Annotated in this window: 14 protein-coding genes; 6 read left to right on the forward strand and 8 right to left on the reverse strand. The window is 68.7% G+C overall.

Features of this window, described 5'->3' with window-relative positions; genetic code table 11:
* Entirely contained in the window at positions 1–624 is a 624-nt protein-coding gene (locus ABZX75_RS01280; RefSeq protein WP_355406525.1) for a hypothetical protein, read from the forward strand.
* Positions 624–1,670, forward strand: a complete 1,047-nt coding sequence (locus ABZX75_RS01285; RefSeq protein ID WP_355406527.1) for a glycosyltransferase — start codon at positions 624–626, stop codon at positions 1,668–1,670. Before ABZX75_RS01280 ends, ABZX75_RS01285 begins: the two co-directional genes overlap by 1 nt.
* Here ABZX75_RS01285 and ABZX75_RS01290 read toward each other — a convergent pair.
* The 7 genes from ABZX75_RS01290 to ABZX75_RS01320 form a co-directional block, all read right to left on the reverse strand.
* Complete coding sequence (locus ABZX75_RS01290) at positions 1,657–2,700, reverse strand: phosphotransferase (RefSeq protein ID WP_355406528.1); 1,044 nt, start codon at positions 2,698–2,700, stop codon at positions 1,657–1,659. The genes ABZX75_RS01285 and ABZX75_RS01290 overlap by 14 nt on opposite strands.
* A gap of 78 nt (positions 2,701–2,778) precedes the next feature.
* Positions 2,779–3,585: a hypothetical protein gene (locus ABZX75_RS01295; RefSeq protein ID WP_355406530.1), complete on the reverse strand. Its 807-nt coding sequence runs from the start codon at positions 3,583–3,585 to the stop codon at positions 2,779–2,781.
* 29 nt (positions 3,586–3,614) lie between these two features.
* Positions 3,615–3,941, reverse strand: a complete 327-nt coding sequence (locus ABZX75_RS01300) for a hypothetical protein (RefSeq protein WP_355406532.1) — start codon at positions 3,939–3,941, stop codon at positions 3,615–3,617.
* Positions 3,942–4,006: 65 nt separating this feature from the next.
* Positions 4,007–4,291 carry a hypothetical protein gene (locus tag ABZX75_RS01305; protein WP_355406534.1) on the reverse strand — a complete coding sequence of 95 codons (285 nt, stop codon included), beginning with the start codon at positions 4,289–4,291 and terminating at the stop codon, positions 4,007–4,009.
* Positions 4,291–5,346: a major capsid protein gene (locus ABZX75_RS01310; RefSeq protein WP_355406536.1), complete on the reverse strand. Its 1,056-nt coding sequence runs from the start codon at positions 5,344–5,346 to the stop codon at positions 4,291–4,293. Before ABZX75_RS01310 ends, ABZX75_RS01305 begins: the two co-directional genes overlap by 1 nt.
* 10 nt (positions 5,347–5,356) lie before the next feature.
* On the reverse strand, positions 5,357–5,773 hold the full coding sequence (locus tag ABZX75_RS01315; protein ID WP_355406538.1) for a head decoration protein: 417 nt from the start codon (positions 5,771–5,773) through the stop codon (positions 5,357–5,359).
* A gap of 126 nt (positions 5,774–5,899) precedes the next feature.
* On the reverse strand, positions 5,900–6,577 hold the full coding sequence (locus ABZX75_RS01320) for a hypothetical protein (RefSeq protein ID WP_355406540.1): 678 nt from the start codon (positions 6,575–6,577) through the stop codon (positions 5,900–5,902).
* An 894-nt stretch (positions 6,578–7,471) separates the two neighbouring features.
* Here ABZX75_RS01320 and ABZX75_RS01325 point away from each other — a divergent pair.
* The 3 genes from ABZX75_RS01325 (at position 7,472) to ABZX75_RS01335 (ending at position 10,561) form a co-directional block, all read left to right on the forward strand.
* A complete protein-coding gene (locus ABZX75_RS01325; RefSeq protein ID WP_355406542.1) occupies positions 7,472–9,463 on the forward strand; it encodes an amino acid transporter in 1,992 nt (663 codons plus the stop codon).
* Positions 9,464–9,524: 61 nt separating this feature from the next.
* Positions 9,525–9,692: a hypothetical protein gene (locus ABZX75_RS01330; RefSeq protein ID WP_355406544.1), complete on the forward strand. Its 168-nt coding sequence runs from the start codon at positions 9,525–9,527 to the stop codon at positions 9,690–9,692.
* Positions 9,693–9,877: 185 nt separating this feature from the next.
* Positions 9,878–10,561, forward strand: coding sequence for a response regulator (locus tag ABZX75_RS01335; RefSeq protein WP_355406546.1), 684 nt, complete (start codon positions 9,878–9,880; stop codon positions 10,559–10,561).
* A gap of 266 nt (positions 10,562–10,827) precedes the next feature.
* On the opposite strand, the gene ABZX75_RS01340 is transcribed toward ABZX75_RS01335, so the two are convergent.
* Positions 10,828–11,973, reverse strand: a complete 1,146-nt coding sequence (locus ABZX75_RS01340) for a magnesium and cobalt transport protein CorA (protein WP_355406548.1) — start codon at positions 11,971–11,973, stop codon at positions 10,828–10,830.
* A gap of 316 nt (positions 11,974–12,289) precedes the next feature.
* Between ABZX75_RS01340 and ABZX75_RS01345 the strand changes: the two genes are divergently transcribed.
* Entirely contained in the window at positions 12,290–13,327 is a 1,038-nt protein-coding gene (locus ABZX75_RS01345; protein ID WP_355406550.1) for a magnesium and cobalt transport protein CorA, read from the forward strand.
* The last annotated feature ends 7 nt before the right edge of the window (positions 13,328–13,334 follow it).

The raw sequence follows: 13,334 nt of genomic DNA on the forward strand, positions 1-13,334 counted from the left end.
ATGACGATCGTCGCCTTCGAAGGCGCCTCCTACGGAGGCAAGTCGTCCACGATCAAACGGCTCCGGGGCATGCGCGGAATCGGTCCCCACGCGTTCGTGTCGGCCTGCTACGTCGACCACATTGACCGTCGCGAGGACATCCCGCCCGCGCGCACCGGATCCGCCGTCGAGCAGGTCGCGGCGTTCGACAAGTTCATGCAGATCGAAGCCGCCCGGGTCACCGCCGTCACCGAGTCCACTGCGGACCTCATCATCCTCGACCGGTCGGTGGACACCCTCCTCGCCCACGCCTACGCCCTCGACAGGCTCTACGGCTACAACGTGCAGGCCCGGCTGCGGGCCTGCCTCGCCACCATGCCGCACCTCAAGCCTGACCACACCATCTACCTCGACGTTCCCCCCGAGACACTCCACCTGCGACGAAAGATCATCGGGCACGCGGCCGCGGAGTCCGACTACTTCCTTCACAACCCCGCGTTCCTCGAACACGCCCGCGCCTACTTCACCACCCCCACATCCGGCGCCGAACCGGTCTCGCGAGAGGTCACGCTGCTGCCCGCCGACACCACCCCCACTGACGTCGCTGAAGCCGCCCGCGCCCTGATACTCCACTGGACGAAGTGATGCCCACCGCCCTCATCGCCTGGCGCCGCACCCCGCCCCCATTCCTCATCGGCGGAGCCGAGGTCACCCAACAGCTCCTCGCCGAACAACTCGCCGCTGCCGGGTGGCGCGTGGTCTACCTCGGCGCGCACCAACCGCCGTGGGACGGCCCCGGGCAGCTCGCCGAAATCACCGCCTACCTCGACACCAACCACACCCCGCACGAGTCGGCCAGCGGTGCCGTGCGCTACTGGTGGAACGGCGTGGACTGCATCGCCGTCGCCCAGGACCGCATCCCCGCCACGCTCGCCGCGCTACTCACCGACATCCGGCCCGACGTAGTCTTCACCTCGCAGGAAGGCAGCGCCGACATCGCGGCCGAAGCCCGCGCCCACGCTCTCACCGCAGGCATTTGCCACTCGGTATCCGGCACCGGGCTCGGCGTCCTGGCCGGCCGCCCACATGTCGGCCTGGCCGTCTCGGAGTTCGTGCGCCACCGCGCAGGTCGTCCAGCTGGTACCCGCATGTCCCTGTGGTACCCGCCATTCACGCAACCGGGCCCCGGCACCGTGAACACGGAGCGAGACGACGGCCCCGTACTCATGATCAACCCGATTCCCGCGAAGGGATCACGGCTCATGCACGGCTTGATCCAAGCCATGCCTGAGGAACACTTCACCTTGGTCGAGGGCTGGTGGAACACGTCAGCCGAGTTCCGGCAGTACCCCAACGTGACGTACGTTCCCCGCGTCTACGACATGGCCCCGCTCTACCGGTCGCACCGGCTCCTGCTCGTGCCGTCCGTTGTCGAGGACGCCTTCCCTCGGGTGATCGTCGAAGCGGCATTGCACGGAGTGCCCACCATCGGCACCGACCGGGGCGGTATCCCCGAAGCCGTCGGTGCCGGCGGCACCGTTTTGCCCGCCGACGCCGACCTCACGGAATGGGCGGCCGCGATCCGCGCAATGAACCACCGGGGGGCCGGGGAGCGGGCCCGACTCGATGCCGCCCGCTACACCCGCCCCGTCCTGCCGGAAATCGTCGCCCTCGGCCTCACACCGACGTGAACGCCGCCTCCACCTCGTCGAGCCGGTCCGTCCACCAGTGCAGCAGCGCCTCGTCCTGGGTAAACAGCTCGTCGAAGGAGTGGTCGCCCTTGTTGTAGCGGAACTCCAGCTGCCAGAAGTCCGTGAGGCGCTTCCACCACAGCCGGTGCACCGCATCCTCAAGCGCAGCTGTCGACAGCGGTGCTACCGACCGGTATCCGCCGACGAACGCCGCCACCCGCTCAAGATCGAATCCGTCTGCCCCGCCGAACTGGACCTGTGCCGTCCGCACCACCTCTTCTGCATAGGGGCGGACGGCAACCCGGTCCCAGTCGAGGACCGCAGACAGCTCGCTGCCGGACCACAACAGGTTCCGGTACTGGAGGTCACCATGGGTCCAGCCATACGGGCCGACGGGGACCTCATCGCCCGGGAGGCGGTGGGCGTGTGCGGCGATCATTGCCCGCCGGGCCTTCAACGCGACTGCGGCCTCCTTATCGAAGGTGCTCGCGCTGTCCTGCGCGGCCACGGCAACCGCGAGCCGCTCCGCCTTCTCCACAGCCCTCTCGACGCTCGTGACGTCAACAGCGAGGGAATCCGGCGTCCGGGGCAGCGTGCGGCCATCGGCGGCCCACGAGAGGGTGACGTGAAGCCTCGCGATGTGTCCGCCGAGCGCCGCGGCCTGCCCCAGCGTGAGCGAAGCGCCGGGAATGTGCTCGCCAGCCGCCCAGGGAAACAGGCAGTACCCGCCGCCCGGGGTCTCAGCCACCGGGGACCCGTCACTGGCCAAGATCGGCGCGCACACGGGGAGACCATGATCGCCGAGGAACCCGAGTACACCGAGGTTGCGGCGCAGCCGTTCCAGAGGGACATCCGTCACACGCTTGAGAGCGAACGTGCCGGCCGCCGCATCAAGCCGCCAGTTCACATTCATCAGCCCGTCGGGCAGGTGACGCCGCTCATGGACGGGTCCGATCCCGAAGGTACCGGCGAGCCCCGACAGCTCCTCGTCCGGAATGTGGATCTTGTCAGCGATTGGGGTGATGGTCACCCACGGGACGATACGGGAGGCGACCCGCCCTGCGCACAAGGATCAATGAACACGCCACTTGATCATTCAGCCCACCGTTCAGACGGCTTCCACGGAGCCAGGCTCGATGTCGGGACGGGGGCCAAAGGACCGCCTGCAGCGCGGGTGGGCTATCGGGAATTCGGCAGCTTCTTCAACGCTACGGATCGTGCGGGCCGCCTTGTCTGGATCCTGATGGCTGACCCACCCGCAGTCCATGCCGTCGAAGACCTCCACGTACCTGACGCCGGCCTCACGGGTGCGGTTGAGGGTGCCCGCGTTGTAGGCCACCGCGCTCTTCGCCAAGGTCGCGGCCTCCGCCCACACGCCGATGGGCACCCGGGCACCGTTGCGGTAGACGACGTGGGCGAGCTGATGTTCGTCTCGAAGCCGCGCTGCAAGGTTCGACGCTGCCTGCTTCGCGGTGACGTTGCCTGCGGCGAGGAGGGGGACCTCGAGACGGGCCGCTGCCCATGCGGCGCGGTAGAACTTGGTAGCCATCCGCTCGGCTTCTTCGGACCGCCGGAGGAAGTCGTTGTACGAGTCGCTGGCCAGGCTCATCAGGGCGTCACCGTGGATCATCGTCCAGGTGAACCGGGCGCCGAGCCGCTCGGCAGCCCGCTCGGCGCCTCGCTGGTAAAGGTGCGGGAGCTGCCTGCGGACGAAGGCGACGGCCTCGGCATCGACCTCGCGGCGGAACGCCCGGACAGCGCGCTTGAACTCCTCAAGCGTGAGCAGCACCAGGCGGCCGCGGGGCTGCTGCTCGAAGGTCTTGAGTACGCGTTCCTGCTGCGCGGCGAGTCGGTTCCAGGCTTCGTCGAGTACGGCCGCGACGCGCCGGGCGACTTCGTCCGGGTCGCCGGGCACCAGCGGCGGCCAGTCGTACGCCACTGCGGCTACCGAGTCCGGCGGGCCGGTACGAGCGGCGCGGTGACCAGCTCGATGCCTGGTTCGCCGGCGACCGGATCGTCAGGGGCCGAGGTGTCGGTGAGCGCGCCAAGCTGACGTTCGAGGCCCTGGAGATTGTTGCTCTGGTCGATGGTGACGACGCCGTCGACCGTCATCCGCAGCGGTTCGGCCAGCAGCTTGGCGCGGCGTTCGGAGAGGACCTCGCGCGCGACTTCCCGGGCGCTGGCCAGTCGGGCGTAGCGGGCAGTGAGGTCGGTCTGGTCGGTGGCGGGCCCGAGCTGGGCGAGGAGCCAAGCGAGGACGGCGGGGTTCACGGGCTCTCCTTGCGAAGCAGGGGGACCGCCGCTCGTGGCGAGTCGGCGGTCCCGGTCGGGTTGGGTCACGTGGTGGCGGTCTTGCGGCGGCGCTGCGGAGTCGGCGCTGATTCCGGATCGGAGTCCGGCTCCGGCTCCGGCTGGGGCGATTCGTCCGGGGCGAAGCCGAAGGGGGGCGGCCCCTCGTCCTCGGCCTGGTCCTCAAGCTCGGGCAGCACGCCGCCCTCCCAGGCGCCGGGGTTAGTGATCTCGGCAGCGAGTTCGGATGCCGGTTCATCACCGGGCTCCAGGACCACCCACTCCCGGGTCTGTGGGTGCTGAACGTGAACGGCGGCGACGAGGCGGGCCATCAGATCACCTTCGCAACGACGTGGGCGTCAGGGGTGTGCAGGACCGGCATGCCGACGGCTGCACCCTTCGTCCAAATCTGAACCGGGTCGTCCTGCGCGCCGCGGGTGATGACGATTCCCGGGCGGTCCTCCTTCGTGATCTCGGGGTTCGTGCCCCGCGAGAGGGCGAGGGCCTCGGCCGTCACGCCGAAGATGGTCTGGCCCCACTTGGCACGGTCCGGGGGCAGCAGGATCCACCGGTCCTCGGGCAGCACCTTGGTCTGAACGCCGTCGACGCGGACCTGGCCCTTGTAGAACGTGACGGGCGGCAGACCGTAGTTGTCGCGGACCACGTTGATCTGCTGCGGCGTGAGCGTCGCCGTCGGCGTGTTCGAGGGGTTGACGCTGCCGTAGTACGCAGCGCGGTAGGCGTTGTTCGCCGCGAGGAACGAGAACGCCTTGCGGCTGGTCAGCACCATCTCCGGGGCCGGCGCGCCGCGGTCGTCCAGGTACTGGATCCAGGCCAGCTCGTCCTTGATCGGATCCGACGTCGGGTCGGACCACAGCTTCGGCACCGTGGGCATGTTGCCGGCCGGGACGCCCCAGTCCACTTCGATCGTGAGCCCGTTCTCGGCGGCGAGGGTGAACTTGCCGTCGGTCAGCACGTCACCCCAGGCGAGTTCGATGCGGGAGCGGATGGCCTCGACATGGCGCTCGGTGTCGTCGTAGAGGAGCTCGATCAGCCGGTCCTCGTCAGCGCCTCGGGATGCCTCCAGGAGGATCTGCTCCTGCTCGCCGACGAGCAATTTCTGGCCCAGCGGGGGCAGCATGCCCTCGCGCGTGGTCTGCCACGCCTCGCGGGTCGCGAACGGCACGCTGGCGTCGAAGGCCCGGTACTTGGCCACGTTGACGTACCGGCCGTTGTCCTTGACCCGCCACTTCACCTCGTCCTGTTCCAGGGTCGGGATGAGCCCGCCGGTCTTGGAGAGCAGGTGGTCCGCCTGGGAGGGAATAGCGCGGGCGAAGGTGGTCAGGTCATTGACCGAGACGTTCTTGATCAGGTCCTGAATGGTCATCGTCGCTTCCTCACACGAACCGGATCTGCGGGCCGGTCACCGACGCGGTGACCTTGGTGGTGTCGATGCCGCCGGGCACCTTCGCCGTGACGACTACGCCGTGCCACAGCAGCGCCGCGGGCACCTTCGAGGCTGTCGGGGCGTACAGCGTCTCGGCGAACACGAAGCCGGCGAGGCTCTGGCGGCCGTCGGCTGCGGCCGGGTCAAAGGAGCCGTAGAGGCCGGACGCCGTGATCTTCCCGACCGGCACTCCGGACAGAACTCGGCTGTAGGGCTGGCTGCTGTCCGTGGACGCCTGGACGTGGGCGGCGGCGAGCTTGGAGACGTCGAGCGTGATCGTCTCGGTGGAGTCGCTGCCGTGCAGGCTGCCGAGCCAGGCCCGGTCAGCGGTGTAGGACACCGACGTCGTGATCGGCTGGATGGTCACAGCCTGGTCCTTCCGTGGACACGAAGCGGGGCGGGCGCACACCCGGGTGGTGGCGTCGTCCACGGAAGTACGGGGCGTGGTCCCCTGATCCGGCTTGCCCGCCGGTGGGAGTGGCTGCCGGTCAGGTCAGCCGGTGACGAAGCCGCGACGGCGGGCCATCTCAAGACCGGCGGCGCCCGGTCGCGGCGACAGACCCCCGCGGCTGGGCGGGCCCCCCGCGGGCGAACCTCCGGGCGCCGGCGGCGGGGTCTGCTGCCCGAACAGGCTCGGCCGTCGCTCCTTCAGCTGCTCGGCGACGGCGGTCACGGCTGCCTCGTCGGCGTCCGGCTGATCAGCGAGGACTCGCTCGACTAGGACCACAGCGTCCGCCAGGTCCTCTCCGCTTGCCCCCAGTCCGGCGAGCACGGCACGTCGGACCGCTGCCCGCTCCCGGGCCTCCGCATCGGCGAGGCGCTGGTGGGCCTGCCGCTCCAGCTCGGCCGCCGCCTGCTCGCGGCGCTCGACCTCCGACAGAGCGGCCTGATCCGCCTCGCGCTTCATGGTGATGAACGCGCCCAGCGCCTCCGGGGTGTCGAACCCGAGGTCCCCCAGGAGCTTCTTCACGGCTGCTCGGCCACCCTGGGTCTTCTCCCGGGCAAGGAGGCGGTTCAGGTCGTCCTGGGTCACTGTCGGGGCAGGCAGATCCGCCGGGTCTGCGGGATCGGCCGACGGGTCGTTCGGGGCAGCACCGAGAATCGGGTAGATCGGGCGACCATCTCGGCGGTAGCCGACCGGCGCGAGCGGCGAAGGGAGCGGGCGCGTCATGCATGAACCTCGTCAAGGTCTCCAGCGCCCCCACGCCGTTGATCAGTTTAGCCCCGCCTGGGCCGTTTCCTGATCGGGCTGTAAGCGCGTGCACACCCGAATCGGCGGTTGGCGGCGACGACGGGGCAGCTGCCGTGGTTCATCGCGTAGTTCGCCCACCGCAGAGAGCGTCTGGATCGGCTGGGACAACGCAATCTCATGGGCGGAGCTTCTGATTTTCAACGCGAGCGGGTCGGACGGGCGTTCGACGACCAGTCTCTGATGAGCTTGGCGGGAGGTCACAGGGGACATAGCCCTTGAAATGCGGACGATGCCTTCGTTGGCCTTCCCCTGCTTCGACTGCGAGACGGTGAGGAAGGCTTCAGCCTCCAGATAGCGGGAACCGACGACGCTCCCGCGGCCTTGCCATTCTGAAGAGAAGGTCGGTGCCTTCGCTTGCCGACACCTTGGCCCGGTGGAGTTTGGGGGCGATTTCATTGTGCTGTGTGCCTGTGTTCATTGAGAGTTCGGGGGACGCTGGCGCTGACTGCTCCGGGCCCCGCTACGGGGGCCAGCTGGCTCTGCCGGTCTTCGCTGCGTCCCGCGCCGGGCGTTAGGGATGCGTAAGGATTCTTGACGGTTCGGAGTCAGCGGGAGGTGTTGTGGTGCCCTCCGGGCATGAGGGCTGTGGCAAGGCTCGCAGACCGTTGCTTTGCCTATTACGGCGTGCTTGTTGAGGTTGGATTTCGGCATCCGGGGGGATGGGTGGTGCTCTGGGCACAAGGGCAGGACGGGTAATGGAGCTGGTCTGTCCGGTGCGGGACCACCTCGGCGGCAGGCCCATACTCGATGATCGGCGCGAGGCCCTGAGCTGGTGGCCGTAATGGGTGCGCTGGACAGGCAGGGAAAGGGTTGATGGGGGACATGAGGAACGCGGATCACGCGGGTATGCCGGAGGTGGTGGACAGTCCTGCTTTGCGGGCTCAGCCGTCCGGCGCGCTGGCACGGTGGATGCTGCGGCACCAGGTGCAGCCGGTGGGGCCGGCGGCGGACGAGGGGCATGCCAAGCCGCACCCGTGGTGGAAGGTGATGTGCCTAACCGGCGTCGACTACTTCTCCAGCCTCGCCTACGTGCCTGCGATCGCCGCCCTGGCCGCAGGGGCGGTCTCTCCGCTGGCGACGCTGTTGATCGTGGCGCTGACGCTGCTGGGGATGCTGCCGATGTACCGGCGGGTGGCCAAGGAGAGCCCGCACGGCGCCGGGTCGGTGGCGATGCTGGAGGACCTGCTGCCGTTCTGGCGGGGCAAGCTGTTCGTCCTGATCCTCCTCGGCTTCGTGGCCACCTCCTGGATCATCACCATCACCCTCTCCACCGCGGACGCCTCCGTACACGTGGTGGAGAACCCCTTCTTCCCCGCCGCCCTGCACGGCCACGAGGTCGCCCTCACCGTGGCGCTGCTCCTGGTCCTCGGAGGGGTGTTCCTGCTCGGGTTCAGCGAAGCCGTCAGCGTGGCCATCCCCCTGGTCGCCATCTTCCTCGCCCTCAACGCGGTCGTCATCGGCATCGGCCTGGTCCACGTCTTCACCACCCCGGGGGCCTGGTCGGCGTGGACCGACGCCCTCGCAGCGGGCGGAGGCGGCTTCGGTGACCTAGCAGGCCCGGCGCTGCTGGCCTTCCCGCTGCTGGTGCTGGGTCTGTCGGGCTTCGAGACCGGTGTGAGCATGATGCCGCTGGTTGCCGCCGAAGGAGCAGACGCGGAGCAGCGGCTGCGCTCGCGTATCCGCAACACCCGCAGGCTGCTGACCACCGCCGCGCTCATCATGAGCGTCTACCTGCTGTCGGCGAGTTTCGTCACCACTCTCCTCATCCCGCACGAGCTGTTCGAGCCGGGTGGCGCCGCCAACGGCCGCGCGCTGGCGTGGCTGGCCCACGAGCATGTCGGAGAGGCGTTCGGCACGGTCTACGACATCAGCACCATCCTGATCCTGTGGTTCGCAGGCGCCTCTGCCATGGCCGGGCTGGTCAACATCGTCCCCCGCTATCTGCCCGACTACGGCATGGCTCCTGAGTGGGGACGCGCCGTCCGCCCGGTGGTGATCGTCTACACCGTCCTGTGCATCGCGATCACCATCGCCTTCGACGCCGACGTCGACGAACAGGCCGGCGCCTACGCCACCGGCATCCTCGCCATGATGGTCTCCGGCGCCTTCGCCGTCACCGTCTCTACCGCACGCCACCGCCGACGCGCGACCACCATCGGCTTCGCCCTGCTCACAGCCGTCCTGCTCTACGCCCTGGTCGCGAACATCATCGACAAGCCCGACGGCATCGTCATCTCCGCCTTCTTCATCGCCGGCATCATCATCGTGTCGCTGATCTCCCGGGTCTCACGCACCACCGAGCTGCGCGCCGACCGCATCGTCTTCGACGCCGACGCCCGCCGGTTCATCAACGACACCCTCGCCCACGACAACTCCATCAACATCATCACCAACCGCCGCCAGGCCGGCGACGTCGCCGAGTACAGCGACAAGGAACGCGAACAGCGCGGCGTCAACCCGGTGCCCGGCCGCGCCGACGTCATCTTCCTCGAAATCGACGTAGTCGACCCCTCCGACTTCAGCGACACCCTCACCGTCCACGGCGTCGATGTCGACGGCTACCGGATCCTGCGCGCGGCCGCGCCGGCCGCGCCGAACGCCATCGCCGCCATCCTGCTGGCCCTGCGCGACGCCACCGGCGTCCACCCGCACTGCTACTTCGCCTGGGCCGAGGGCAGCCCGCTGGTCCACATGGTCCGCTACTTCCTCCTCGGCCGCGGCGACACCGCCCCGGTCACCCGCGAGATCATCCGCAGTCACGAACCCGACCCCACCCGCCGCCCAGGCATCCACGTCGGAGGCTGACCACCGCAGCCGCACGCGGCCACGCCGAAGGGTGCCGTGGCGGGAGACCGAAAGGCATGCCATGAACGTTGCTCCGGACCGCCGCATGCGGCTCAGGATCATCGCTCTCGCGCTCTGCGCAGCCATCATGATCACTGTGGGAGCGGCCGCTGAATGGTGGTGGCTGCTCGGCATCGGCGTGTGGACGGTGATCGTGGCTTTCCTGACGGAGATGATCTACCGCCCGTAGGACGATGACGCCTTCGTTCCACCCACCCGTATCGGCCCCGCGCCAACAGCCGCAGCTGCGCCTGGCCCAGACAACGGGCAGCCGTAGAGCGGCCGCTCGTGCCCGGTCAAGGATGTTGATCGAGCCACACCTAGAAGATCATTAGGAAGGCCCGTGCCCGCACCGAAGAAAAGGCTGCCCAACCCATGACGCGGGTGCTCGTGGTGGAGGGCGACCCTCAACTCCTCCGCGCGCTGAAAATCAACCTCCAGGCGCGGAAGTTCGAGTCCCAGGAGGCCGGCACCGGAGTCGACGCGCTGCGGCTCGCAGTTGCACGCACACCCGACGTCATCCTGCTGGACCTCGGTCTGCCGGACATGGACGGCATCGATGTGATCAAGAGCATCCGACGCTGGAGCAGAGTCCCCATCCTGGTCCTGTCCGCCCGGCGCACCTCGCAGGAGAAGGTCCGTGCCCTGGACGCGGGCGCGGACGACTACGTGACGAAACCGTTCAGCATGGATGAGCTGCTCGCCCGGCTCCGTGCTGCCGCCCGCAGGAAGGCGATGCCCGGCGCCGTGGACCGGCCCGTGGCGGTCGTCACCGAAGACTTCACCATCGACCTTGCCGCGAAGAAGGTCCGGCGCGGGGAGCGCAGTGTTCGACTGACCCCGACCGAGTGGCACTTGCTGGAGATCCTCGTCAGCCACCCCGGCCACCTGGTCAGCCAGCGCAAGTTGCTTCTGGAAGTCTGGGGCCCGGCATACGCCGACAACGCCACCTACCTGCGGGCGTACATGGCAAAGCTCCGACGCAAACTGGAGGCGAACCCTTCCCAACCGCGGCACCTGATCACCGAGCCAGGCATGGGATACCGCTTCGAACCCTGACAGTTCGCCCCCGCCCCGTATGTCAGCACCACCGTGCACGGGGGCCGTGCGCCGCCGCCCCCACCCCGGCAGGCGGCCTTCGGCCGCTGCGCGACCCGGACACGCCTGGGCCGGACGAGGACGGGCGCAGGACTGACCGGAGGGCGGGCGCCGACACTACTGGTCGAAGGATAGCCAGAGGGTGATGAACGCGAGCCAGGTGACGAACGCGGCGATGAACAGTTTCGGAAGGAGCGGACGCACTGTCGGTCTCCCCTTCTATGGGATCAGAGCCAGTCGCGGCGCTTGAACACCACGTACAGACCGCCGCACACCATGGCCATCAGGGCCAGTGCGAAGGGATACCCGAGGACCCAGCCGAGTTCGGGCATGTGGTCGAAGTTCATGCCATAGATGGTGCCGACCAGGGTCGGGGCGAAGAGGATCGCCGCCCAGGAGGAGATCTTCTTGATTTCCTCGTTCTGGGCGTGGCTGGCCTGGGCGAGTTGCTTCATCTCCTCGTTCTGCTGCTGGGTGACCAGGGTGGCGTTGACGGCGAGGATGTCCTGGAGCGCGAGTCGGAAGCCGTCGACGCGTTCGGTGACGTGGGTGGCATGGTCGGCCACGTCGCGCAGGTAGCGGCGCAGTTCCTCGTCGATGCCGTACTTCTCGAACCCGGCCGAGAGCCCGTCCAGGATCCGGGTCAGGGGGCGGGTGGCGCGCTGGAACTCCACCACCTCGCGGGAGAGCTCATAGATGCGGCGGGAGACCTTCGGGTCGCCGCTGAAGACTTCCGTCTCGATCTCGTCGACGTCGTTCTCCACGCCGGCGACCACGGGTGCGTAGCCGTCGACGACGGCGTCGAGGATCGCGTACAGCACGGCTTCGGGGCCGCGCTTGAGCAGGTCAGGACTGCCCTCCATGCGGCGCCGGACCGCCGCCAGGTCGGGGGCGGCGCCGTGGCGGACGGTGATCACGAAGTCGGGGCCGACGAAGATGTGCAGCTCGCCGAAGTCGACTTCCTCGGCGGCGTCCAGGTAGCGGGCGGCGCGCAGGACCACGAAGAGGGTGTCGCCGTAGCGTTCCAGCTTGGGACGCTGGTGCGCCTCTAGGGCGTCCTCGACGGCGAGGGGGTGCAGGTCAAACTCTTCGGCGACAGAGAGCAGCTCGGCCTCGGTGGGCCGGTGCAGGCCGATCCACGCCATCCCATTGTCGGCCTCACGGAGCTTGCCGAAGGTTTCCGCGAGCGAGTCGTGAGTGCTGGTGCGGACCCCGTCGTGGTAGATCGCGGCGGTGACGACGCTGCTTGCACGTGGCCGCTGGTGCTCGGCCTGCTCGGCCTGCGCCGGCTGCCCGGTTGTGGGGCTGGGCCCGGCGGGGCGCTGGACGGGCTTGGTGAACGCGCGCAGGGCGCGACGACGACGCTCGGACACGACAAGATCCTCCGCAGGCAGGAGTGGAAGGCGTAGAGATGCGCGAGGGCACGCCGCAGACGCCACCTGCGAAGCCCGGCTACGAGCCAGGCGTGGCAGCGCCCCGCGGCGCACGACTGGGAGGTTCACCACACATCGTGGATCTCACCTGCCTTTCGGGCGCGTACGGAACTGAGCCATCAAGCAGCGTATACCCGCCGGGAGGGCGCTCCGGCCGGTAGTCGGGCCTCCCACGGTCCTAGGGGTCTGGGGTGGCTACATCGGTTCTCGCGGGTAGGTTGCCCCCTACCGGTCGAACGAGGACAAGAGGCGGCACATGGCGGCTCAGCAGGACAGCAAGGACGGCGTGGGTCTGCCGTCGGCGGTGGTGGACTGCGCCCTGTACGAGGGTGGGCGCCGCGTTCCCGGTCAGGTGAGCCTGGACACGATCATGAAGCGGATAGACCCGCAGGCCGGGCGCTTCGCGTGGATCGGTCTGTACGAGCCGACCGCCGAGCAGCTCCAGCAGGTTGCCGAGGCTTTCGACCTGCACCCCCTCGCCGTCGAGGACGCCGTCCATGCCCACCAGCGGCCCAAGCTGGAACGGTACGGCGACATGCTGTTCCTGGTCCTGAAGACGATCGTCTACGTCGACCACGAGAAGGTCACCGCGACCAGCGAGATCGTCGACACTGGGGAGATCATGGTCTTCGCCGGGCCCGGCTTCGCGATCACTGTCCGCCACGGCAGTGCCCCGCCCCTCGACGGCGTGCGCCGCCAGCTCCAGGACGACCCACAGCAGCTCGGCCGCGGACCCGCCGCGGTCCTCCACGCGATCGCCGACATGGTCGTCGACCGCTACGTCGAGGTCGCCGACGCCTTCGCCGGCGACGTCGACACCCTGGAAAGTGAAGTGTTCTCCCCCGACCTGCCGGTCGACGCCGGGCGGATCTACCAGCTCAAGCGGGAACTCCTCGAATTCAAGCGCGCCGTCATGCCCCTGGCCCCCGCCCTGCAGCGCCTCAGCGAGGGATCTCTCCCGCAGGTCCCGCCGAAGGTGGCCACCTACTTCCGCGACGTGGCCGACCACCACCAGCGGGTCAGCGAGCAGATCCTCACCTTCGACGAACTCATCACCGGCATGTTGAGCGCCAGCATCGCCCAGCTCGGCGTCCAGCAGAACGCCGACATGCGCCGCATCAGCGCCTGGGCCGCCCTCATCGCCGTCCCCACCATGGTCGTCGGCATTTACGGCATGAACTTTGAATACATGCCCGAACTCAAATCCCCCTACGGCTACCCGGCCGTTCTCACAGTCATCGCCGTCGCCTGCACCGTCATCTACCGAGCCCTGCGCCGCAACAAATGGCTGTGATCCGCCG

It is taken from the genome of Streptomyces sp. NPDC003038, assembly GCF_040611115.1.
In the GTDB taxonomy this organism is placed as follows: domain Bacteria; phylum Actinomycetota; class Actinomycetes; order Streptomycetales; family Streptomycetaceae; genus Streptomyces.